Annotated in this window: 18 protein-coding genes; 12 read left to right on the top strand and 6 right to left on the bottom strand. The window is 54.8% G+C overall.

The genetic code is table 11. From position 1 onward, the window contains the following. Positions 1-60 precede the first annotated feature (60 nt). Together HG15A2_RS22895 and HG15A2_RS22890 are read right to left on the bottom strand one after the other, a co-directional pair. Complete coding sequence (locus HG15A2_RS22895) at positions 61-3,294, bottom strand: efflux RND transporter permease subunit (RefSeq protein ID WP_145063667.1); 3,234 nt, start codon at positions 3,292-3,294, stop codon at positions 61-63. A gap of 18 nt (positions 3,295-3,312) precedes the next feature. Continuing rightward, entirely contained in the window at positions 3,313-4,602 is a 1,290-nt protein-coding gene (locus HG15A2_RS22890) for an efflux RND transporter periplasmic adaptor subunit (protein ID WP_218932193.1), read from the bottom strand. A gap of 235 nt (positions 4,603-4,837) precedes the next feature. Between HG15A2_RS22890 and HG15A2_RS22885 the strand changes: the two genes are divergently transcribed. After that, positions 4,838-5,668: an IS5 family transposase gene (locus HG15A2_RS22885; RefSeq protein ID WP_145063664.1), complete on the top strand. Its 831-nt coding sequence runs from the start codon at positions 4,838-4,840 to the stop codon at positions 5,666-5,668. A 62-nt stretch (positions 5,669-5,730) separates the two neighbouring features. Here HG15A2_RS22885 and HG15A2_RS22880 read toward each other — a convergent pair whose 3' ends face one another. Beyond that, positions 5,731-6,408: a hypothetical protein gene (locus HG15A2_RS22880; RefSeq protein ID WP_218932192.1), complete on the bottom strand. Its 678-nt coding sequence runs from the start codon at positions 6,406-6,408 to the stop codon at positions 5,731-5,733. 439 nt (positions 6,409-6,847) lie between these two features. On the opposite strand from HG15A2_RS22880, the gene HG15A2_RS22875 reads away from it, so the two are divergent. Then, positions 6,848-7,354, top strand: a complete 507-nt coding sequence (locus tag HG15A2_RS22875; RefSeq protein ID WP_145063662.1) for a lactoylglutathione lyase family protein — start codon at positions 6,848-6,850, stop codon at positions 7,352-7,354. 52 nt (positions 7,355-7,406) lie between these two features. Here the strand turns inward: HG15A2_RS22875 and HG15A2_RS24390 are convergent, their stop codons facing one another. Next, positions 7,407-7,565: a hypothetical protein gene (locus tag HG15A2_RS24390; protein ID WP_218932191.1), complete on the bottom strand. Its 159-nt coding sequence runs from the start codon at positions 7,563-7,565 to the stop codon at positions 7,407-7,409. A gap of 10 nt (positions 7,566-7,575) precedes the next feature. On the opposite strand from HG15A2_RS24390, the gene HG15A2_RS24385 reads away from it, so the two are divergent. From HG15A2_RS24385 to HG15A2_RS22845, 7 genes are all read left to right on the top strand, one after another. Continuing rightward, the gene (locus HG15A2_RS24385) at positions 7,576-7,740 is read left to right on the top strand and encodes a hypothetical protein (RefSeq protein ID WP_218932190.1); all 165 of its coding nucleotides are present in this window, start codon (positions 7,576-7,578) and stop codon (positions 7,738-7,740) included. A 352-nt stretch (positions 7,741-8,092) separates the two neighbouring features. Further along, complete coding sequence (locus HG15A2_RS22870) at positions 8,093-9,259, top strand: EF-hand domain-containing protein (protein ID WP_218932189.1); 1,167 nt, start codon at positions 8,093-8,095, stop codon at positions 9,257-9,259. A gap of 263 nt (positions 9,260-9,522) precedes the next feature. Continuing rightward, positions 9,523-10,383, top strand: coding sequence for an HNH endonuclease (locus HG15A2_RS22865; RefSeq protein WP_145063659.1), 861 nt, complete (start codon positions 9,523-9,525; stop codon positions 10,381-10,383). Positions 10,384-10,881: 498 nt separating this feature from the next. Then, positions 10,882-11,835, top strand: a complete 954-nt coding sequence (locus HG15A2_RS22860) for a calcium/sodium antiporter (protein WP_145063658.1) — start codon at positions 10,882-10,884, stop codon at positions 11,833-11,835. Between the two features lie 263 nt (positions 11,836-12,098). Beyond that, positions 12,099-12,545 (top strand): MarR family winged helix-turn-helix transcriptional regulator, encoded by a 447-nt coding sequence (locus HG15A2_RS22855; RefSeq protein ID WP_145063657.1) that lies wholly within the window; start codon positions 12,099-12,101, stop codon positions 12,543-12,545. Positions 12,546-12,717: 172 nt separating this feature from the next. Continuing rightward, positions 12,718-13,362 carry an SGNH/GDSL hydrolase family protein gene (locus HG15A2_RS22850; protein ID WP_145063655.1) on the top strand — a complete coding sequence of 215 codons (645 nt, stop codon included), beginning with the start codon at positions 12,718-12,720 and terminating at the stop codon, positions 13,360-13,362. 103 nt (positions 13,363-13,465) lie between these two features. Next, a complete protein-coding gene (locus HG15A2_RS22845; RefSeq protein WP_218932188.1) occupies positions 13,466-15,409 on the top strand; it encodes a beta-galactosidase in 1,944 nt (647 codons plus the stop codon). Positions 15,410-15,809: 400 nt separating this feature from the next. Here the strand turns inward: HG15A2_RS22845 and HG15A2_RS22840 are convergent, their stop codons facing one another. Both HG15A2_RS22840 and HG15A2_RS22835 read right to left on the bottom strand, forming a co-directional pair. Then, positions 15,810-16,019 (bottom strand): hypothetical protein, encoded by a 210-nt coding sequence (locus HG15A2_RS22840; RefSeq protein ID WP_145063652.1) that lies wholly within the window; start codon positions 16,017-16,019, stop codon positions 15,810-15,812. Positions 16,020-16,340: 321 nt separating this feature from the next. Beyond that, positions 16,341-17,630 carry an IS1182 family transposase gene (locus tag HG15A2_RS22835; RefSeq protein ID WP_145056780.1) on the bottom strand — a complete coding sequence of 430 codons (1,290 nt, stop codon included), beginning with the start codon at positions 17,628-17,630 and terminating at the stop codon, positions 16,341-16,343. A gap of 475 nt (positions 17,631-18,105) precedes the next feature. On the opposite strand from HG15A2_RS22835, the gene HG15A2_RS22830 reads away from it, so the two are divergent. The 3 genes from HG15A2_RS22830 (at position 18,106) to HG15A2_RS22820 (ending at position 24,243) form a co-directional block, all read left to right on the top strand. Then, positions 18,106-20,730, top strand: a complete 2,625-nt coding sequence (locus tag HG15A2_RS22830) for a M14 family zinc carboxypeptidase (protein ID WP_218932187.1) — start codon at positions 18,106-18,108, stop codon at positions 20,728-20,730. 363 nt (positions 20,731-21,093) lie between these two features. After that, a complete protein-coding gene (locus tag HG15A2_RS22825) occupies positions 21,094-22,089 on the top strand; it encodes a hypothetical protein (protein ID WP_145063649.1) in 996 nt (331 codons plus the stop codon). Between the two features lie 450 nt (positions 22,090-22,539). After that, positions 22,540-24,243 (top strand): SulP family inorganic anion transporter, encoded by a 1,704-nt coding sequence (locus HG15A2_RS22820; protein ID WP_145063648.1) that lies wholly within the window; start codon positions 22,540-22,542, stop codon positions 24,241-24,243. The last annotated feature ends 13 nt before the right edge of the window (positions 24,244-24,256 follow it).

Genomic DNA, 24,256 nt, shown 5'->3' with positions numbered 1-24,256 from the left:
ATCGCCAGGAGGCGATCACCGCAGAGGATATGTATCGGTTTAACAAGCAAGCTAAAAATCCTAAGAAGCAGCGACTCGCTTGCGTATCGCTGCTGAAATATCATCGAGGACAGAGTAAATCACCGGCACCGCGAGCAGAGTCAATAAGAGAGAGAAAGACATGCCGCCTACGACGAGCACGGCAATCGAGCGGCGTTCCTCTGCACCTGGGCCTGTGGCGATCAGCAGGGGGATCATGCCCGCAATGAAAGAAATTACGGTCATCAGAATTGGTCTTAGGCGGTCGCGGTTACCAACGAGAATTGCTTGTTCGCGTTCCATGCCGCCGGCACGTAGTTGATTAATATGATCGACTTGCAGAATGGACGCCTTTTTCACCATGCCGAACAGCACAAGAATACCTAGAGCAGAGTAGAGATTGAGTGTTTCTCCACCCATCCACAGGCTCAACAGTCCGAAAGGGACGGCGATAGGAAGCGACAACAAAATGGTAATCGGATGAAAAAGATGTTCGTACTGTGCAGCGAGTACGATATACATGCAGACGAACGACAAGGCGCACGTCCACAGGAATTCTTGAAGCGTTTTCTCCAGTTCGCGTGCTCTCCCCATTACGCGAGTGGAATAACCGGGGGGCAAGCCGAGCTTCTCGGCGGCATCCTGCACGAGGGCGACTCGATCGGCGAGGGCATATCCGGAACCGAGATTAGCCCGAATTGCCGCCATGCGTTGACGATCGAGGCGATCGATCCGCGCGGGGCTATGGGTTTCTTCAAAAGTAACAACGTTGTCGATCCGCGTGAGGGGATTGGAACGGTTGTCGTACCCGATGCCCGAGATCAACGGTTGGGCTGCCAGACTCATGGGGGGCAGGCTTGACGACGCTGGAGACATTGCGCGTAAATACAGCTGAGAAATGTCTTGGATATCACCACGATCCACTCCGACAAGCCGGAGTTCGACGTCGTAGGCATCATCATCCTGACTGTCATAGAATCTGGAAACGGTGTCATCCCCGCCGACAGCGACCCGGAGCGTGTCCGCTACTTCTTGCACATCGATTCCAAGGACTGCAGCCCGTTCGCGATCGATATGTGCCAGCAAATTCGGTTTGTCCATTCGTAACGTCGTGTCGATATCGACTATGCCTGGAATATCAGCAATTTCTTTCGCCAGTCGTGCACTGAAGTCAGCAAGGAATTGCAGGCTTGGTCCGGTCACGACGAAATCGATGTCGACCGGTGCTCCTTGTCGGAAGGAGGTAAGGTTTCGCACTGAAGCGCGAAGCTCAGGATATTGGGCAATGATTTGGCGGATCTCTCGCATCTTTTCTCGTTGACTGAAATTGCCTTGCCAAGCTTGTGCTGGATCTCCAGCGAGGATGGCATTTGCTAGTCGATTCCAAGAAAAGGATCGTGTTTCGATGTCTTCGAGGCGCACATACATACTGGCAGAACTGGGGCCTCGAATGCCACTGCCCCCTCCTACGGTGGTCATAACATTGGTAACGCCCACGATATCCAATACTTTCGGTTCGACGCGATGAATGATGTCTTCCATGGAAGTGACACTCACACCTTCGGGGGCGTAGATACGTGCTTCAAATTCCGCTTCGTCAACGTCCGTAGGAATGTAGTCTTGTTTCACCATATGATAGAGAGGCACGTTAGCCGCAATCGTCAAGACGACGAGCAGGATGACGAGCCAGCGGAGTCGTAGCGAGTGACGCAGAAGGAACATATAGGTGCTTTCGATCACACGGTAGAATCCCCCCCGTGAGGCGGGCCTAGTGGTTGTGGCTGATTGCTCGACCTTGTTTTTGCCGAGCATACGACTGCACATCATCGGTGTGAGCGAGAAACTCACAATCATGGAAATCAAGACTGCTACGCTAGCCGTTATCCCGAATTCATAGAGCAGCCGTCCCGTGACACTCGAGAGAAAGGAGACGGGCAAGAAGACGATGACGAGCGAAAGAGTCGTGGCCAACACGGCGCTGCCGATCTCGCGCGTCCCTTGGATGGCCGCATCTTTGGGTAGGAGCCCTTTTTCTTCGATGGCGCGGAACACATTTTCCAGCACAATAATTGCATCGTCGATCACAACTCCCACCATCAGGACGAGGGCCAGCATAGTGACATTGTTCATGGTAAAGCCCATGACTTTCATGACCGCAAATGCGCCGATTATCGAAGTGGGAATTGCTATGGCGGCGATGACCGTCGATCTCCAAGACCGCATAAACAAGAGCACGATGACGCTCGCCATCAAGCTACCAGAGACAAGATGATTCTGAATCTCATGGAGCGCAGCCCGAATATATCGTGATTGATCTTGAAGGATTTCAGCTTTGACATCCGAGGGCAATAGTCCACGGGCGGTCGCGAGGCGTTCCTTGACTGCGTCGATGACTTCCACGGTGTTCATGCCTGACTGGCGTTGAACCAAGAGGACGACTGCCGGGTCGCCATTGAACCGCGCCAAAGTGCGTCGTTCTTTTGTCAAATCGACCGATTCGCCCAAATCGCGAATTCTCACGGGTACATTATCGACTGTGGAGACCACGAGATCGTTAAAGTTGCGAGATTCAGGCATCCGACCTAGAGTGCGGAGACTCAACTCGCGATAACCTGCATCAACTCGGCCTCCCGGAACTTCGGCATTCTGAGCGACGATAGCGTCATGCACCTGCATGATGGAAAGTCGGTACGCTGCGAGCTTGTCGGCTTGGATATTGATCTGAATTGCCCGTTCGACGGCACCTTCGATGAGGACCTGTCCGACGCCGCGTGCTGATTCAATGCTGCCCTTAACATACCGATCGGCCATGAAATAGAGCTCGCGTGTATCGCGCGGACCGGACACCGCGATAGACAAAATAGGCGATGCGTCGAGGTCTTGTTTCTGGACGACCGGAGGATCGATATCAGGTGGAAGTCGATTCATGATCGCGGCGATCGCATCGCGAACATCTTGTGCGGCAACATTGATGTTTTGATCCAGCCGAAAAGTGAGCAGAAGCATGGAGACCCCATCACTTGATATCGAGCGAAGCTCATCAAGTCCTGCTACCGTGGCAACAGCATCTTCGAGCGGCTGTGAAACTTCAGACTCCACTTCAACCGATGCGGCGCCAGGGTAGATAGTCTGCACGCGAATGGTGGGAAGATCGATGTTTGGAAATCGGTCGATTCCCAAGTTGTCGTACGACGTTACCCCTGCCACGACAATGGCCAAGATAAGCATCAAGGCGAAGATGGGACGTTCAACACAAACCTTAGCTAGCCACTGCACGCGAGAACTCCGGAAACTCTAGTTCGTATTATTGAGAGAGTCGCAATTCGCAACTGAACTAGTCGAGGGAACATTGGCTTGGGGTTGAGATTCTGCCGCCCTTTCACGTGCCACGACTGGCCCACCATGACCTTGCTTCTCGTCGACGATTATCAAATCATCTCGATCAATGCCCTGCAGGATTTCAATCCGGTGACCATCCTCGCGACCGGTTCGAATCGTCTTTTGCTCGGCGATACCGTCACTGACAACCCATACCTTTTGAACGCCTGCGAAGCGGCTTACGGCCGAGAGCGGCAGCACAAGCGATTCATTGTGAGCATCGATAACAACCTCTGCTTCTGCAAAAATTCCTGCTTGGAGATCCAACAGCGGATTAGGGACGTCTGCCTCGATTAGGACCGACCTGCTCGCTTGCATTACGGTGGGACTGATGCGTGTGATCTTCGTTGAGATAGGAGAAGTAATGTTTAGACCATCAACAATGTTTACGGTTTGCCCTTCCTTGATCTTAGCGGCGTGACTCTCTGGGACACCCGCCGTAAATCGGAGAAGATCTGCACGAACCAGCGAGACCAATGTCTGGCCAACACTTACGAATTCGCCCGGCGAGATGTGTCGCTCACCCACGACGCCATCGAAGGGAGCGGTAATCTGTGAGTCAACAACCAATTGTTTTGCGAGAGCTAACTCTTTGCGCCGCACGCCAATCATCGAGATTTGTTCGTTGACCAGATTTAATGCCGAACTGTAGCGTGCTTGGGCGGCCTTTAACTGCGCGACCATGGTGTCGAACTCTTGTTTAGAAACTGCGCGAGAGCTCAACAGTTGTTCGGCACGATTCACAATGCTCTGTGCTTCTGCTACAAGCGCTTGTTCCAAGGTCACCCCAGGAGCCTGCGACGCGTTGAAAAGTGTTTCGTCTTCCTCAGGCTTGATCCCTATGACGGCACATGCTTGCCGTAGTTGAGCTTCCGCTAGACCGACTCTCAGTTCGAGTTCGTGTCGTACGAGTTCCACCATGACATCGCCCTGCCGCACGATGCTGCCAAGATCAACATTTACGGCGGCTACTCGGCCAGGAAGTTTGGAACCGATTACGGCATCCTCATAGGCGAGCATGCTCCCCTGAACTCGCACCGTTCGCGGCCATGATTGCAACTGAATACGATCGACATCGACCTCGTGAACAGCAACTGGGCTATTCTCGAAGTCGGTGGGAGGAGTAGGCCGAGAACATCCGATTGCGCCGATGCCGAAGAGCGCACCAAAACAGCAAACCCAACTTGCGTAAGGCATCGAAGACATGAACTGATTTCGGTGGGATTGGTGGCGGGAAGAGCAACCGTGGTAGACGCCTGGACATGTCGACCGCAGGAGCTGCAGGATACTAGCATTGTAACATGAGGGCGACCTATTCCAATGAAAAAGTGCCTCACATGACATGGCTCTGGTGATGTCAAGGGCCTTGTCGAACGATTCTTCCCTTCGCAGCGTAGAAGTGTGTTGAACGGACTTTCTTCTCTCAATCGCGGAGCGATCGATGGCCAAACGTGCGAAAACCAGGACCGAAGGCAATGCTTACGAAGTCAAGAACTGGAAACAGTATAACGAAGCGCTCGTCAGGCGAGGCGATGTGACGCTCTGGCTGGAAGAAGATGTGCTCATCGGCTGGGAACACGAGAATCTCGAAACCAAGGTCGGCCAACCCTACACCTACAGCGACACAGCAATTCGCTGCCTACTCTCGCTGCGAGAAGTCTTTGGGCTGACCTACCGTCAGACCGAAGGCTTCGGTCGTTCGCTGGTGAAGTTGATGGACGCTCAGGTAAAGATCCCAGACTACACGAGCCTGCAAAAACGGGCCGCCAAGATGGAGATTTCTCTGTCGGTGAAGCCTACGAAAGGTCTACGGGACATCGTGGTCGATAGCACAGGTCTGAAAGTCTACGGAGAGGGCGAGTGGAAAGCACGCAAGCATGGCGTGAGCAAGCGTCGCACGTGGCGTAAGCTGCACGTGGGAATCGATCCTGAGACGGGAGAGATCCTTGCGGAACTTCTCACCGAGAACGACCAGCACGATGGCGACCAAGTCGACGACTTGCTTGCTCAAGTGGAAGAGCCAATCATTAAGTTCTACGGCGATGGGGCCTACGATCAGTGGAAGATTTACGAGAGCTTTGAATGCGAAGCGATCGAGCCGGTAATTCCTCCGCAGAAGAATGCCGTGATTAAACAGCACGGAAATTCTTCGGAGCCTCGTTTGCACGTGATGAAGCGACTCGGGAGATCAAGCGGACGAGTCGCCGGTCTTGGAAGGTGCAGGCCGGTTAACACACGCGGAGCTTGGTCGAGACGACCATGTATCGCTTGAAAGCGATCTTCGGCGGTAAGCTCACCAGTCGCAAGTTGTGCCATCAGCAAATCGAAGCAAGGCTACGCTGCCAAATCCTCAACCGATTCACACAACTCGGAATGCCGCTCGTTCAGTGGAATCAGGCGACAAGGTCCATTCGCGCTTCTGGTGCCAACTGGCACGGGAACGTTTGGGAGTTCTCGCTTGATAAGAGTCGTTTGGTCGTTGCGCTCTGTCGAGCTAGGACCGATTAATTCATAAATTTGAATTACATCGACAAAGTTCTCGCCACGAAACCACAAACGGGCATTGTCTGTTTCGTCTTGATGTTGCCAGCCCCCCAGGTAAGCGGAGAAATCGACGTACAGACTTCCGCTATCGACTAGCGCTATTGGAAAGTCGAACGCTATTTGCTGCGCGAGCCTCCGGTCGTCCTGATCTCCCGCTCCACTTCCGTACCATAGCTTGTTCTCGAGTTCCGCTGGGCGGTCGGCCACCGCTGGTACGCTATCGCCTCCATAGCTGCGAACTTCTAGGTCGTCGCTGTGGTACCCCATGTTCCAATGGTCGATTCCTTGTTCCGCCCCTGGATTCTGAACCACATTCACCCCAAAATCCGCGGTCAGCATTTGGCGGGATTCAAGTTCTTCGATACGCAGTCGCCGAGCGTAGGACGAAGTGGTGAAAGAATGCGAACGAGCCGTCTTCTGGCGATGCTGACTTGCTGCGAACCAACGTAAGCGTTGACCGTCAATCATTGCCATCCGCCTCTAGTTAGAATTGTTTATTGAGCATGCTATCCCATCGGAGGGCGTGATGCAGAAAATCATTCGTGATTGCTACTGCTTCCTAGAGAGTCAGCTCGGATCACTTTTATCTAAGCAGTTAATCAATAGCCATTTAGGTCGATTGCTAAGGTTCTCAGGGAAATCAAATGTCAGAGACGCAGATTCGCGACCAAACACACATTCGCGATTTCGTGCTGCAGGTTAAAAATATCGCACGCTCGAACGGCATCTTGCTTAGGCCCTTTGGTCATAGACATCTCACGCAGTTGGGGAATTGCCTAACTGAGCCAAACGAGGCAGCCGACGCTGTCTAGGAACTGCCGTTCTTTTGCCATAGGAAGTACAATTCGCTCAGGCGACAATGCGCCAGTGTGACATCACGATCCTCTCATCGATTGGAAAACCTCAGATGACGTTTCCGAGAACATTTTCTCACATCGGTATCTCCGTGCCAGACTTGGATGAAGCGGTAGACTTTTATACCACGACATTGGGTTGGTACGTCATCATGCCCGCAACCGAAGTCGTGTCGGATGATTCCGCCATCGGTGTGATGTGCAACGATGTCTTTGGAGAAGGTTGGGGTCGATTTCGCATTGCGCATTTGGCCACCGGCGATCGAGTTGGCGTTGAGCTATTTGAGTTTGAAAATGCCCAGAAACCGGTGAACAATTTTGAGTATTGGAAGACCGGGGTTTTTCACTTCTGCGTCCAAGACCCCGATTTGGAAGGACTGGCGAAGCGAATCGTTGAGAACGGCGGCAAGCAAAGAATGCCTGTCCGTGAGTATTACCCCGGCGAAAAGCCTTACCGGATGGTTTACTGCGAAGATCCTTTTGGAAACTTGATCGAAATCTATTCTCACAGCTACGAGCTTACCTACTCGCAAGGTGCCTACCAAAATCGCACCGAATGAAAAGACGGCGGCGCGAAACATCGACGCAGATCAGCGCTCAATAAATTCTCAGCTAACTGCCATGCGTGAGAATGACATCGGGCTCGATGCTCAGCAAAGAATTCCACGTTTCGTACTGTCGGGCACATCGACCGACCGAAGCTACAAGCAAGAACGATCGGTGCAGAAAAGGCACCAGCACGCCCTTCGGACCGTAGGATAACCAATCCATAGGATACTCAATGAAAACGAAAGCAGAACTTCAGTCGATCATCGATCAAATCTCCTCGGCCGACAGCCCTGTTGGGATGGACGCAGCGTATGTGCATGCGATGATTCTCGACCACTTGATCAGTATCACCGAGCGTCTGGAGCGTATGGAAGCGGCACTCGAAACGCGAGACTAACGGTCGATCCTCCCCAGCGAACCAGCCGGTAAGCACATCAACCCACAGCCCAAACAACCGTTGGCGATTTTGCTGGGCCCGGGTCACGGCGACCGGACTGTCTAGCACTCCAGACCCACCGGCAAGGTAGCCGATAGGGCAAGCTAGTTGGGTTGCCATCCCGGCGAATTAGCTGAAATGTGACAATTCTCGCGAAACCTCACCGCCAACTCGGCGTTTCATACGTAGAGAATAGGCAAACCAAATCCAACACCCAGCGAGACAGAAACAAATGAGCCACAAACCTATCAACCCGACCAAACCATCTTGTTTCATTAGTTGTCGTTCCCTGAGCTACCTCGCAGCATCCACCATGGCGTGGTTGCTCGTCTTGGGCCTTTGCGTTCCCTCGGCCTTTGCCGAAGACGAGGCAGTCGATGCCCCTGCCGCCCAGGAAGACTCAACCGACGATTCCACCGAAGCAGCAGACGCCGACGAAGAAAAGCGAGCGCAAAGGCGGACCCGTGCGCGAGTCAATGCCGCCGCAGCTGATAGGAGTAATGCAGGCGAAAGTCGCCCCGACCGTGCCGCCATGCGAGAGCGCATGTTAAAAGAGTTTGATGCCGATGGCGATGGCGAGCTCAATGAGGAAGAGCGTGGTGCCGCCCGAGAGTCTATGCGAGAACGATTTGGTGCTCGTCGTCGTGGCGGTCCCGAAGGTGGTCCCCGACCCGAGCAAGGTGATCGTCCTGAGCGTGGAGATCGACCTGAGCGGCGTGCGCGCCCTGGGCAAGATCGTCCCGGCCCGCGTGGCGAACGCGATCGTCAAGGTCCTCCGCAAGGTCCACCACGTGGCGGACCCGGCGGCCAACCCGATCCGATGCAGTTGTTCGATCGCTTCGACGCAGATGGCGATGGCAAGCTCAGCCGTGAGGAATTTGGCAAGCTCACTGAGCAGATGAAACAGCGGCGAGATCGCCTACAAGAGGGTGGCGAGCGCAGCGAACTGCGTGGAGGGCCACGCGGACGTGCACAGGAAGGCAGACGCGGCGCTGATCGCGAAGCCACGCCAGCACGACGTGCTGATCGCCAACCGGGCCAACCCGGCCAGCGCGGCGCAGCGAATCGCCCCAGAAGGCCCGAAGGTGGAGAGCGTGCAGAGCGTGGCGAACGACTTGGGCGAGAACGTCCGGGGCAAGATCGTCCCGGACCTCGTGGCGAACGCGACCGTCAAGGTCCTCCACAGGGTCGCGCTCGCGGCGGACAGCGTGGCGGACCAGGCGCCCAAATCGATCCGATGAAAGTTTTTGATCACTTCGACGAAGATGGCGACGACCAACTCAGCCGCGAAGAGTTTGGTAAGCTTGCAAATCGCATGCGTGAGCGAATGCAACAGGGTGGCCAGCGGGGCGAACTCCGCGGCCCACCACCCGGAGAAGGTGGTCCACCACGTGCCGGCCAGCGCGGCCCGCGCCGTCGTGGACCAGGCGGCGAGAGACCGGGCCCCGCCGGCGAAGAGGAAGTCGACAAGACAACCTAAGCTCCAGTTACCAAACACGATTCAGTCCGGCCGGGGTGCTTCAGCACCCCGGCCATTTCTATGCGCTGCAGTGAGTTCACGTGCGAGGTTTGCGTCTTGTCTCGGCGTAGTCTATGCTCCGTGCATGGCCTCTCAGTCGTGCCACCCAGTTTCCTGCCGTTAAGGATTTTGCGACGAATAGAAGATTCCAGTATGATTGTGCTATGCGGTGGTGAACATCACTCATATCTTGTTCTGTTGTAAATATCTGTGTCCAACGCTATATGAAGATCAGCACGTTTTTCCGACAGACACTCGGCGCAAACCTTAGCAATTCGCGATGGTCATGGGGCGCGTATCAGCCCAATTCGAACCGCCTGTTCCTGCGTGTCTGGGATGATGGAATCGAAACCGTTGGTGGAATCGAACGTGTCCCAGTCTATTGGGATGAATGGAAGAGCAAATCTGCGGGGTTCCCCGAGCGTAAGCGCCATGTCGAACTCTTGGGCAACGGGACTGAGGGATATGGTGTCGTATGTACCGCTGTTGATGCTGACCCCAATGGGAATCGAACAATTGCTAAGTTCGACGAGGCAACGCTGCTTAAACTCGGCAAGTTGATCAAAGACGGTACACGTCTCTATGCCGCAATCATTGGTCGAATTCCGGTTGCACAACTTCGCGACCGTCAAACTGGTTATAGCACACTTGTACCTGACCTGCAGTCTATCGCATCGAAGAAACCTACGGTGACAACCAAGGAGACTCTAGCGAACGCACGTGTTGGCCAAGGCATATTTCGGTCTGAGGTTCTTGCGCACTGGAACGGCAAGTGCGCTGTCACCGGTTCGACAACGCTAGACGCTATTCGCGCTTCGCATATCAAGCCTTGGCGCGACTCAACCGACGCTGAGCGACTCGACTATCACAATGGCATACCTTTGACTGCGACACTCGACGCACTATTTGATGCGGGTCTGATTTCGTTCGATAAGAACGGAACGGTTCTCATATCAGATGCGCTTGATGATGCTGAACGACAAACTCTCCACGTTACCAACCAGAAGATGCTTCGTACACCTTCCGATGAAGCTGCAGGCTATTTAGAATACCATCGCGAGAATATCTTCACCGAATCCAAATGAGGCCGAATCGCTGTGTGTAGCTAGGCGTTAGTGCCGGGGCACTAAGTCTGCATGCTCAAAAGAGAGTCCCTCGGGCCGGGGTGCTTAAGCACCCCGGCCTTTTGTATGCGCTAGTCTGTGCTGTAGGGCCGAGTTGTTGGAACTGGCGTGCGCCGCATTTTGTTGAGCCCGTTGCTGGGGCAACATGTCACTCAGGACGATGCCTCATGTGTTAGTTAGCAAGTGGCCAGATTTTGTCCTCAAACGATGAATTTGACCGATTTTGGGACTGCTGTTCGAGACAGAGGTCATCGACACCGCCGGGACTAAATCTGACCAAACCGCAGCCAGTTTCGACGCACAGGAAGATGAAGCCGAAGGCATTTTGGGATCTGCCGAACTCGCCTCGGACGTCCACGCCGACGCGTCCAACGGACTGCCGCTAAAGTGCGTCGGTCGATCAAGCCGAGGGGAGTTTGTGCATCTTCGTTCCGTCTGCTCTATCTGCTATCTTGTGGTATGGCAATTCTCGGATTCATCGGTGGTCTCGTTTTGCTCGTTCTTGGAGCGGAAGCATTGGTGCGAGGAGCCAGCCGATTAGCTACAGCGGCGGGGCTGTCGCCGCTGGTAGTCGGTTTGACAGTCGTCGCTTTTGGTACGAGTGCACCCGAGCTGGCGGTTAGCGTTAAAGCGTCGCTATTTGGGCAAGCTGACGTTGCACTAGGCAACGTAGTTGGCAGCAACATTTTCAATGTACTCGCTATTCTTGGCCTGTCTGCTTTAATCACACCGCTGGCCGTTAGTTCGCAACTTGTGCGTCTGGATGTTCCTGTAATGGTCGGAGTCTCAGTACTCGCGTGGCTACTCGCGTACGATGGTGTGGTCAGTCGGCTTGATGGCTCGATGCTTTCACTCGTTTTCCTCGGCTACACAGCATTTCTACTACTTGCCGCCAACAGACCTGGCACAGCAGGATCGCAAACCACAGAGGTGAAGCCTGACATTCCAATCGGGTCGATGTCAGGAGCGATATTGACGGCACTCGTTGGACTTGCACTCTTGGTCCTGGGGTCACGACTACTTGTCGATGCGGCGGTTGTATTCGCCAAAGCGGCAGGTGTCAGTGAAATCGTGGTCGGCCTCACCATTGTCGCCGCCGGTACTTCGCTGCCCGAAGTGGTTACTTCGCTCGTAGCGAGCCTTCGCGGTGAACGCGACATTGCGGTTGGAAATGTCGTTGGGAGCAATATCTTCAACCTCCTGTGCGTTCTCAGCATAGCGGGCATCGTTTCACCGACAGGGATACATGTATCGCCCAAACTGCTTCGATTCGATTTTCCTGTCATGGTATTAGCCTCAGTTGCTTGTTTACCGGTCTTCTTTACCAGGCATTCTATCGACCGTTGGGAAGGAGCGTTGCTCCTGGGGTTATACGTGGCCTACGTCAGTTATCTCATCGTTTCAGCCACCTAGCTTCACGGCTGACACGTCCAGCCACTGTCGGTGCCGCATAACCTGCACAGGAGTGAAACGCGAATGGCACTTACTTTTCTCTAACTCCTTTAAGCATATCGAGTTTTGCTTCGTGTCTTGGTTTGTCGAGGAAGTGGATTGTTAAAAAATTTTCCGCAATTCCAAGAATTGGTAGGTGCTTCTCTCGAAACCTCGAACGAAGTACGGGGTTCTAACATTAGTACGTCTACGTATTAGTTGCGAAATGCAAATGGAGGTTCTCAATGCCTGTCAGCGAAACCATGGCGATGCGGCTACGTCGTGCCTACATGACTATGCATCGCTATGCACAGCAACACTTTGCGTCCTTTGGTGTCACAGCTGATCAATACGTTTTGCTCTCTCTACTCGCGGAGCAGGATGAGATTCGCCAACAGGATCTTGCCGCACGAGCCTATTCCGATCCCAACACCATTGCTGCAATGTTGTCGCTGCTCGAGGAAAAGAAACTCTTGCGCAGGAAGCGTGATAAGAGCGACGGCCGAGCAAAACTCGTCTGCCTGACGGCACTAGGACATCGGCTGCATGAAAAGCTCATTCGGAGTGTCGAGCCAATTCACGCTGAGATGGAACGGGCCGTAGGGGCCGATCGACAGGCATTGTTTGCGAGCTTGTGGCAGATTGAATCGACTCTCGCGAACTTACAACTGAAGTCGAGCGTTGACCAATAGGCGACATGTTGAACACTAATGAGAGGAAATGATGCGAATTGAACGAGCTTCTTGGGTCATGATGCTCGCATCGTGCCTACTGTCATCCAGCCTCTTGGCGCAATCGCCTCAACAACTGGAACCGTTCAGCAGCGAAAGGACGGTTCGCGGACTTTTGAACGGAGAGCCAACGGTGCTCGTCGTCAACGGTTATTCGACCTCGTTTCGGTGGCCGGGAATATTGCAACAGAAGATCAACCGTCTGCTGGGACCTAACGTTGTCGAAGTCCGATCGGCACTCAAGGGAGGTACGCCAATTTCCGGCTGGATAGATTTAGAAACCGGTCAACGGCGTAAGCCATGGACTCAAATCCTCAAGCCTAAGCTTCGCAATGACAAAGGGAATCGTCCTGTCATTGTGCTCGCTCAGCAGTCACTGCAAGGAGCTTTTGGGCGAAGATCTATTGGTATTCGAGGGGCCAACGATTACCGAGGCATCGATTTCGGCGCGGAGGCTCTGCAGCTATATGCCAACGCACTTCAAGAGGATGGAGCAGACGAGGTATTGATATCCACCCACATCTACAAGCATCCCATGGAACCTGAAATAGGAAATGAATCCCTGGCACTGGATGCCTTGATGCAGCAAAAACCACTTGGCATTCATCGCGGGCCCGACCTCTGGAAACCCACGAAGCAGAATTATCCACGTGCGTTTGCCCGAGACGGCGTTCATCCCAACCAATTTGGAGCGGAGCTCATGGCCCAGCAATGGTTTGAAGTATTACTTCAGCATCAATTAGAGCTTAGCGCGAAAAAATCCAGAACACCGCAGTAACCGTTTTTACATCATGTCCAGAAATCCAGGGAAGCAAACTAAGCAGCTCGCACAAATCGTACGTACACGTATTACTTTCCCCGTCTCTTATTGGAACGCCCCAATGAAAAATGTTTTGACACTCTATTGTTTCCTAGTGGCCTCGAGCTATCTGACGTCTGCACGGTTGCAGGCATCCACGATCTTCGACGATCAGGCAAAGACACTGGTCGTCAATGGTTACTCCACATCCGTTCTCTGGCCAATTTTATTGCAGGAAAAGATTGACGACCTCTACGGCATCGCTGATCCTGCGGATCGAGTCGTTACAGTCGTCAAGGCAATTCAACCGGGAAATCCACTTGCCAATTGGATCGATGTTGCGACGGGCGAACCTACCCAGCTTTGGCTCGATGTGTTACGCCCTGCGATTCAAGCATCAATCGAACCGGTCATTGTTCTCGCCCAACAGAGCCTGCAAGGCGTGTATTCAACCGATCGAACGGTCGGAATCGAGGGCCCAAATGATTTGATACGGATCGAGCAAGGAGCCGATGCATTTGAGTTATACGGAAACCAACTACTCAGCGATGGCGCCGAGGCGGTACACATCGCGACACATATCTACAAAGTGACCCAGGAACCCGAGATCGAAAACGAAAAGTACGCACTAGAGGCACTTACGAACCGCTACCCAGATCATCTCTTCGCAGGTCCCGACGTTTGGACCGCAACAGAACCCCTGTGGCCAATCGGATTTCAAGCCGACCAGCTTCATCCGAATGTGATTGGCGCTGAGGCGATGGCTGATGCATGGTTTGATCATTTGCTGGCACACGACGGGAATGTACCCGAACCGACCGGTTTGTGCCTGGGGCTGGCTGCGATAGTTGTGATGATCTGCGGCCGCAAGAGAGCCTCCTATTTGCATTGCTCTGTGGTGGTGCTGGCCTTGGCCGCAACCTTATCGCCGAATAAGGTCGCGATGGCGCAACAATCGCCGGTTGGAATCTACTGCAGTTGTCCTCCGACTAGCGACAATAGCAACTCGGTGCTCACCGATCTGGGTGACCTTGAGTTTGTCGACGGCGTGTTGGTTCGTCTCGGCTGGGATGAAATTGAGATCGCGCCTGGGGTCTACAATTGGGATAACCTTGATCGGCAGTTCCAACTGGCAACAGCCGCAGGGCTGGGGATTTCACTGGGCATCGTCAACGGACAACGCGCACCGTCTTGGCTTCATAGCGAAGGAGCAGAAGTCTTTGAGTACGACCTTCGGGGGGAGACTAAAACCATGCCTATTCCTTGGGACAATGTATATCTGGGCGCATGGGATAGCTTTGTCCAAGAATTGGGAAGTCGGTACGCAGATAACGCAACGCTCGATTTGGTACACATTACCCATTCGACTCTCAACGGTTTTGAGATGCAATTACCCGCGTCATCCGCTTCGGGTGGAACCTGGGAACAGGCTGGGTACAGCACTGTCTTGCATGTTGATTCGTGGAACACAGTCACTGATAGCTTTGCGAAAGCATTTCCCACAACGGCACTCGATATCGAGATCCATCCTGTCCTCGGTCCCGATGATCTCCGCGGCATTGGCGATGGGGACAATAACCAGGTTGCTCAGCAAGTGATTAGCTATGGTGTCTCACAGCATCCCGATCAGCTTGGCGCATTTGCTGCCTGGTGGAGCCTAGGCAATGCCCAAGAAGTATACCCAGGGATGTCCGAGATCATCCAATCCACTGCGGCTGCGACGTTCGGGACAGTGCAGATCGTCGGCAGCGTTACGAACCAGCCAGAGCGGTTCGGTGGCGAAGCTGGTACTGCACCGGCCGATCTCCTGGAATTGGAATTTGACGAGACGCTTGAGTTGGCGCTATCCAGCGGGATAAACTATTTGGAGGTGTGGAATGCGGACCTCCTAAACCCCGAATTGGGTGGCTTATTGAAGTCAGTGCATGCTCAGATCCATGCTATCCCCGAACCAAGTTCGGCCACTCTCTGTGCGATAATCACGATGTCCTGGGCCGGCTTGTTCAGGTCACGCGAAAAAACCTGAGTAACGCCTGCCACTTCGAAGTGTTGTGATACTCGCTTCGTACAATTCAGGTCTGTGGAAACACACCTCAGCACCAGCGGTATCTCGCCAACAACATGGCTCTCTTCAATGGGGTAAGCAAAGCAATGCAATGTGTCTTGCCAAAAGACGTGCTTTCAGGGCCGCTTGTCACGCGATTCATTACCTGCGCTATTCAGAGTACGCTTGGGTCTGCGGGGCGAAAACAAACTTAAAGCGTTCGCAGAGGCAAAGAACGTCGAATCCATTTCTTGGGGTTGTCCAAGCAACTCTCAGAACGCCCGGCAATTTGCCCTCAAGAGCCGACCTGTTTGGCAAGTTCTTGCAAGTACGATTCGAGATTTAAGGAATTGAAATACTATCGTCTGTTTCATTTTCAAATTCAGTCGAAGAGCGTTTCGAGGAGATCAGCAGCCAACGATGCGTAGAGGTCCTCCGTTTCTTTTTCGTCTCCAGTAAGTTCATCGCCCAGCGCATTTTCATTGGTTGCATGGCTCCATGAATCGCTGGCAACAAGAGTCGCAAGTAAATCGTCGACTACGAGGTAAACGATCTGCTCGTCCTCGAATGCCGCGTCTTTGCTTCTTGGCAAACTGTCAGCCAACGGGTTGTCGTCAACGAAGAAACCCAAACTTGATAAGCCAGGTAGGGTCCGCTGTGCGGACCAATGGAATGGGCGATTTTAGCGAAACGTGGTTCATTGGTTGGTGGTTGGAACATGGTTCTTTCCAGTCCGCGCGACTCGGTCCGCACAGAGGCCGTGAATTTTTCTCAACCGGGCCTGAGGTCCTAGTGCTCGGGGGTTCTTTCTTGAAAGGTTGGTTGTGTCGTTGTTAAACACCCCTGTTTGCTAAAGTTGCTTGGGATGCTGACGACCCGATGGCGTTGGCATCCTTGCCTGATCATCACAAGCTTACCCGGTCGCTTGCCGCCGTAAATCAAGTGTTCTCTGGAAGTTGTGCGCTAGTGCCTGCCATAAACAGATCGCTCTGGCTTTCAGCAACCCTCGAACCGGGAACTGACCCAGCCCCCGATTCCGACAGCCGGCGTTGGGGAACTCAGCAGTCGCACTGCGCTGCTGATAGATCTCTTTCGCTGTGGAAGTGCCCATCCGGGCACGCCACCGCTTGACCTCTTCGCTATCGCCTTTCACCGGAGCAAACGGGTCGATCCCCTTGGACTCCTTACGTGTTTGCTCCATGATCGGCAGGTACGTTGTGATACCCGCCTGCTCAAGGGCAGTAATGTCGTCCAGCTTCACGAAGCCCCCATCGGCCAGGTACTGCTCGGGAGCCTGCTGGTAGCGCCGCTCAAGTTGATCAATCAAGGGCTTCATCTGACCACCGTCAGTCCCCGCATTGACCACATCCACACCAGCAATCACCAGCGTATCGGTCGTCGTCGCAAACTGTACGTTATAGGCCGGACGAAAGCCCCCATCGGCCATCTTCATCTTGCGTGCTTCGGGGTCGGTGGTCGAAGCGCGTGCTTCGCTACCAGAACCCTTCTTACGACGCTCCATTTTCGGAACGAGCGTTTCACGCTCTTCTAAAGCCGCTTCAATACGCTCCTGCCGCTCACGAGCCGCACGCACCCGTGCTGCCTGTTCACGACGGTTCTCAACCCCGACATCTTCTTCGCTCTCCCTCTGAAGTGTTTCCAGATGTTGCTCCGCCTGGGCGAGGCATTCATCGAGGGTGGGCTTCCTGCGGAAGGAACTCGAACTGGCCGATGCGCGAACACGCATCCCGTCTTGGGCCAGGCTGTTGAGTTCAATGAGTCCCTGGTGCAGCAGCGTGGCCACGCTTTGAGTGAGCAGGTCGTCGAGAAACTCATGGTGTTGGGTGCGAAAGTCGCTCAGCGTATGGTAATTCACGCTCACTTCGCCACAGATCCACAGGTAAGCCAAGTGTTCTTGGCAGAGCTTAGCGAGTCGACGAGCGGAGGTGACTCCCTCGACGGTGGCGAAGAGCCACAACGAGAGGAGAATCTTTGGATCGATCGGATTGCGACCAGCATTCCCATCCACCGCCTTAATCTTCTGATACAAGAGCGTCAGGTCGAGTCCTTCCACGTAGGCCCAAATCAGTCGCGCTGCGTGATCTTCAGCAAGCAAGTGATCGAGTGCGAGCGGGCGAAACTCGATCTGTCGTCGCTCAGCACGCTGAAAACGGGCCGTGCCGGTCTGTGTGGTACGTTCCATCAAGAACCTCCATCGCAAAGCATGTTAGAATCAAAGCAGTCACCGATTCTAAATTCTTAGCTGCCGAGTAGGTAGCTGAATAATTCACAAGCTCACAGCGGACCCTATATGGCTGTGCACCCAAGTCGTAGGGTATTGCCGAGTTCCGCGAGGCATACCATGTGTAGGTAATGACCAATCGCAAGCGACTGGCGAACGTGCATTGGTCATTTGGGCTTGGTCATTGGTCATTACCTACGCTCGGTACGCCTCGCTCCACTCGGCGATACCCTACCAACTCCCGCCTGCGGCTTCCTGGGCCTGGTTGTGCGGGTTCCCCACTCCCGATTTGCCGCCATCCGACAGTGCCCACTACGTGCATTAAGCGACACGCTCATGCTACAATGGAGGCTGCGCCAGTTAAGGCGTCTTAAACTTCTACACGCGCGAGTTGCTTCGCGATGGTTCCTACATTGAGGTGATTGTGATTCGTTGTATGTTAATTCTCGTGTGGCTTTGTGTCACCGCTTCGACCGGTGCAGCGCAGACCGTACTATTTTCGGACGATCTCAGCACGAGCGCCGGTTGGCGATACTCGCACTTCGGCGGTACGAACAAGCCTGACTCGAGCGATACGAGCGATGCCGACTTCGGCTTCAACTACTCGCAGTTTGGTATTCCCGAGGCGCCCAACTCAGCGCCCGGCGATGTGGGCACAAGCGGGCTGCGCCTGGCGGTGAATGTGCCCGGCTTGTGGCGCGGCGATCAAGTGGCAGCTGTCTACGAAGATGCGGCGTTCGCTGGTCCGTACACCGTGCAAGTCGATGTGTGGGCAAACTGGGTTGCGCCTTCAGGCAGTGGTTCGACCGAGCACGTGGGCGTGCTGGCGGGATTTCAAGTGGACGATGCACAAAACACTTTTTCTCCAGGCCAGAACGGCGCGGGTGTCATCTACTCCACCGACGGCGATGCAAGCTGCGGGGGGGAGTGTGACTTTGCCCTGGTGAAGGACGGCGCGCACCTCGACTTGGCCAGCGGGCAGTATGGAGAGAGTGACATCCACTCAGAGAATCAGCCTGGATATAACAATACGAATGCTAACGACAACGTCGATCTGGAGAACCTGTTTCCATCGTTCAGCATCGAGTCGGCCACCAGCAACATGAATGCCACCGGCACGCAGCCGGCCGGTGCACTCGGCTTCCAGTGGGTCACGGTTACGCTCGAAGTAGATCCCACTGCGCCAGGAAGTGGTGCAGGATCAGCGGTAGGCACGGTGCGAGTTACACTCGAGAGCCACCAGAGTGGCAACTCCCTGGTACTCGGCACGATCAACAACAGCGTCATCAACGACCCCAACGATGGGTTCAATGCGGAAGAACAGTCTGTGAATCTCGAAGGAGGGATTGGTCTGATGATGACCGACCTCTACGCCAGCGCAGCGTCCGATTCCTCTCTGGCGTTCGGCTTGTTCGACAATGTACGTGTGTACCAAGGTTTGGTGGACCCATTGGCGGCTCAAGCCCAGTCGCCGGCAGTCGTTGTCCCCGAGCCGACCAGTGCAACGATTTTGCTTAGTGCAGTGGCGCTGGTCGTCGTCTCGCTTCGGCGCACCCGGTCGATGCTCATGCTGGTCCTACTTGCATTTGCCACAATCACCGCTTCGCCGGCCCAAGCTCAGTTAAACTTGTTTGCCAACTTCGATCATGGTGCACTGCAGAGTTGGAGCGGCGACCTCAACAATATCTCGCTCGTGGGACGCGAAAATCATCCGTTTCAAGATGGTTGGCGCTGGATGTACTTTCAAGCGACGGGTCTCGACAACGCTCAACCCGTTTTCTCGATCGATCAGGAGTTCGCCGGTGGCAACTACGCACTCAACTCTCATGCGATGGTCTACTCCTATGACAACGAGAACTGGCAGTTCTTTGAAAACAACGGGCGCAGTGGAAATCTCTACACGTTCTCCAACAACAGCGCGTTCACTGGTGATGAAGTTTTCGTAGCTTATGCCCAGCCCTACTCGTATGGTCGCTCGGCCGAGCATACGGCCACCGTACTTGCTTCCCCCTGGGCAGAGCCGACCGTCTCCGGCGACGCCAACGGCGTGATTGGGCAGACGCCCTTGGCATTCGACGATCTTGATCGCTTAGTGCCACGGAAGGATATTTTTGCTTATCGAATCACCAATCCGGCTACCGATTCTCCGACCGCCAAACGCAAGGTCGTGCTCACCACGGGCATGCACTCAGGCGAAGTCCTCGGAACCCACACCTACGAGGGGCTGATCAACTGGCTCATTTCCGACGACGTGCGAGCTGCTCGTTTGCGCGACGAGGTCGAGTTCTTCGCCTACCCCACACTCAATGCGGCCGGTCGCTTTGCGGGGACGAGCCGTGCGACGGTAGAAAATCCAGATCAAGATCCTAACGGCCTCTGGAATCCGTCGCTGTGGACTACCCACGAAGACATCCGCGCCAACGGAGAAGCCATGCTGGCCGACGTTGCCTCGACCCCAGGCACCGAAGTCGATGTTTTTATCGATTTCCATTCCACCATCCCTTCCTCGGCTGGTAACGATTTCGGCTTCATCGAAATCTCCGAAGGCGACGCAAACGCTCCGTGGTGGCAGAACCTGCTCGCGCTGCAGCCGAACGTCCAGCAAGTCGAATCGACGGGCATGAATTGGACGAGCGCAAACTTTGCCGACCTCCTCTTGAATGCCGACGTCGATGTCACCTTCGAGCTCGAATTTGGCAACAATCGCCCGTTGTCGTACTACCAAGAACTCGGTGAGAGTTTTGGCATCGCGTTCTACAGCGATTGGATTCAGGTCGCCAATCCAGAAGCCGCCGACTTCGACGAAGATGGCGACGTCGATGAGGACGACTTGTCCACGTGGCAAGACAACTACGGCTTGAATGGCGAAGCCACCCACTTCCTAGGCGATGCGAACGCCGACACCGCCGTTGACGGCTCGGACTTCCTAATCTGGCAGCAACAACTCGGGAGTACGCCACCAGCCGCACAAAACGTACCCGAGCCGAGCGCGATTGCTTTCGCGGCATTCACAGTTTTGACTCTTACACTAAGTGGCAGTCGTTCGCGCCCAGCTAAGTAGGGTCCGCTGTGCGGACCAATCCAATGGGCAGACTCAGGCAAAACTTGGCCTGTTAATAGGCGCTTGGCAGGTGGTTCTTCTCGGTCCGTGTGGCTTGGTCCGCATAGCTTGGTCCGCTTAGCTCGGTCCGCACAGCGGACCCTACTGGGTGTGCACCCAAGTCGTAGGGTACTGCCGCACGAGCTTTCAAGGCCCGGTTGTACCGATTACTCGCTCTCTACCGCCACGCTGGCCCGGGGCCCCCGCTTCCCCGCAGGAAAAGTTTGCCCAGCCCGGGGCCTCCATTTATACTGCTAGAGCAGGGGCGCTTCACTCGATGAAGCCCCGCCAACCGTAACTAGCCCACGGGCTCGAAAGCAGTTTATGGCCACCCCACGAATTCATCGTTCACTGATCACTCTCCTCACCTACGTGCCACTAGCGCTCGCTGCGTTGGTCCTCTCGACCGCTGGCGTTGCCTGCGCGCAAGGTGATAGTTTGGGGACCGTGCCCAATTTTGCCCCTGGCGTGCTCACAACGATTCCACCAAGCGTGGAACCCTCAGACGCCATCGCCATCCACAACCTTATCGAAATTCGTGCCGACGAGTCGCTCCAGTGGAAACCCGACTCGACGGCCGTCAGTCGCACGCTTTACGAAATGGCCGCCGACGTGCCGTTCATCCACGATGTGTGGTGCCTAGAACTCACCTTTAAGCCATTGCGCATGATTAGTATTGAAGTGCCCACAGACGATGGAGCAGTACAACGCAAGCTCATTTGGTACATGGTCTACCGTGTGCGCAACACGGGTGCTGGCCTCGTTCCGACGGTGCAGCCTGATGGCGAATTCGTCACGAAGTCAGAAGGGATTGAGAACGTGCGCTTTCTGCCGAGCTTCGTGCTCAGCACGCAAGACCGCGACGAAACGGGGCAGCGCATCCGCAAGGCTTACCTCGACCGCGTGATTCCCGCAGCGTTGGAAACGATCCGCCGTCGTGAGTTCTCCACCGGCAAGCTACTTACCAGTGCCCAAATGGCTCAGCAGAAGTTGCCCGTCGAAGAGGGACGCGAAGCCCGCGGCCTGTGGGGCGTAGCCATGTGGGAAGATGTCGATCCCTCGATCGACTTCTTCAGCGTTTACGTCCGCGGCCTGTCGAACGCTTACCGCTGGGACGATCCCCCAGGTGCGTTTGAAGTGGGCGATGCGCCTGCCACAGGGCGGGAGTTCACGCACAAGGTGCTGCAGCTTAACTTCTGGCGCCCCGGCGACGAGTACGAAGAAAACGAACGCGAGATCCGCTTCGGCGTCCCCCGCGGCAAAGCGAACCTCTACGACGGTGCCGGTGAAGGCGTCGCCCACCGCTGGCTGTTTCGGTAATCGTACAAGCACACGGCACCCCCACACGCTATGTGGTTAGCTGCAAGTCGCTTCCTGTAGCCGCCCCCGCATTACCCCAAGATTGTCGGCCGGGGGAGTTCCCACCAGGAAAATACTGGAATCGCCCCGCTTCTTTCCACATGGGCTGTGGAGCGACCTTAAATTCGCCTAGCTCTCTCAGCCCGGCGTAACTATACTGCTACCCACAGCAAGCAATTGCTCCCACCTCCTGGCGGTGTGCGGACTAGCAAGTCTGCAGAAACTGCTCGGCGGTCGCAGGCAAGCGGCCAGACCGAGCAAGATTGAACCGCTCCACGGGACGTTTTCCTACCTGACGTCCTGAGAGTCAGAAACCTTCCTCCGAGTACCCAGAGCTGCGTACGCGGTGCGCTCTCAGTAGCTGTTGGCAAATTTGAAGTAACGAAAAAAGTAAACCGAGAAAAACTCCTCATGATCGACCTGCTAGTTAAACGCGATATCAACGTCAAGAATGAACTCCTTTCCGGTCTCACCGTTGCCATCGCATTGGTGCCCGAAGCCGTGGCGTTCTCCTTTGTGGCTGGTGTGCATCCATCGATTGGACTGTGGGCAGCGTTTTTCGTCGGCTTTATCACTTCGCTATTGGGCGGGCGTCCAGGGATGATCTCCGGAGCGACCGGTGCCATGGCCGTCGTGATGACTGCCTTCGTCGTACTCTATGGGCTGCAGTATCTCTTCGCCGCGGTAATCCTCTGTGGCGTGATCCAAATGCTCTGCGGCCTGTTTGGCGCGGGAAGATTCATCCGCCTGCTACCGCACCCAGTGATGCTAGGCTTTGTGAACGGTTTGGCGATCGTCATTGGGCTAGCGCAAGTTCACCAACTCAAATCGAATCACTCGGTTGCCTTCAACGACCACACGCAAACCTTTGAAGTCGCTGCCCAGTGGATGAGTGGCACCGTGCTCTTCACCACGATCGCGCTGATTTTGCTGACGATGGCGATCATCTACTACTTCCCTCGACTCACCAAAGCAGTCCCGGGAACCCTGGTTGCAATTGTCGTCCTCACAATGATCGTGCAGTTCACCCCGATCAAGGCACTCACCGTGAGCGAATCGGTTGCTCAGATGAATGCCATTGCCGCTGAGCAGTCGGCAAAGAGCAAACAATTCGAGGCAGAGAAGCCCCAGCTCATCTTCTCGAAAGTCAACGCCCGCGGACAAGCGATCGCAGCAGAGGACTTTGACCCAACGCTGGCGACAAACCAGGAGTCTGAATCCAGTGTTCACAAAGCAGGGCACTTCGCTATTCCTGCGATCCCATTCAACTTGAAAAGCCTGGGCATCATCTTCGGCCTAGCGATAACGCTTGCCTCGATCGGGCTCATCGAATCGCTCATGACGCTCACGCTCATCGACGAACTCACCGAAACCCGCGGTTCCAGCAATCGCGAATGCCTAGCCCAAGGCCTCGGCAATATGGTCTCTGGGCTATTTGGCAGCATGGGCGGGTGTGCCATGATTGGTCAATCGATGATCAACATCCGCTCCGGAGGTCGGCATCGCCTCTCAGGCATCACCGCGGCCTTGTGCCTGCTGGGCTTCATCGTGTTTCCGCCGCTGTGGAGCTGCATCGGCATGATTCCCGTACCGGCGTTGATCGGCGTGATGTTCATCGTTGTGATCGCCACCTTCGAATGGACGAGCCTACGTTTGTGGAACAAGATTCCACCGAGCGATATCTTCGTCATCGTAGCGGTTTCTGCAATCACCGTGCTGGCCGACTTGGCCATCGCGGTAGCCGCGGGCGTTATGATCAGTGCGTTGGTGTTCGCTTGGAAGAAGTCGCATCAAATTCAAGCAGAGGTCAGCGAAACGGCCGACGTGAAAACCTATACGCTCACCGGCCCGCTGTTCTTCGGTGCGGCAACCTCCTTCAAGGAAATCTTCACGCCGACTGAAGACCCAAGTCATGTGAACATCGAGTTCAAAAACACCCGAGTCTACGACCATACGGCCCTGGAAGCGATCAACACGATCTGTGCGAAATACAAAGAGCTAGGCAAGACCGTCACTCTCAACAATCTCAGCGAAGATTGCCAAGGCCTACTCACCCGCGCCGAGCCCATCCTAGAAGTCGAGGCCAGCGAGCAAGACTTTCAAGTTGCCGTATAGAAGTTGGAGCGGT

This window comes from Adhaeretor mobilis (assembly GCF_007741515.1).
GTDB lineage: Bacteria > Planctomycetota > Planctomycetia > Pirellulales > Lacipirellulaceae > Adhaeretor > Adhaeretor mobilis.
Note: the sequence above shows the minus strand (reverse complement) of the source record. Positions and strands in the feature narration are given on the sequence as shown.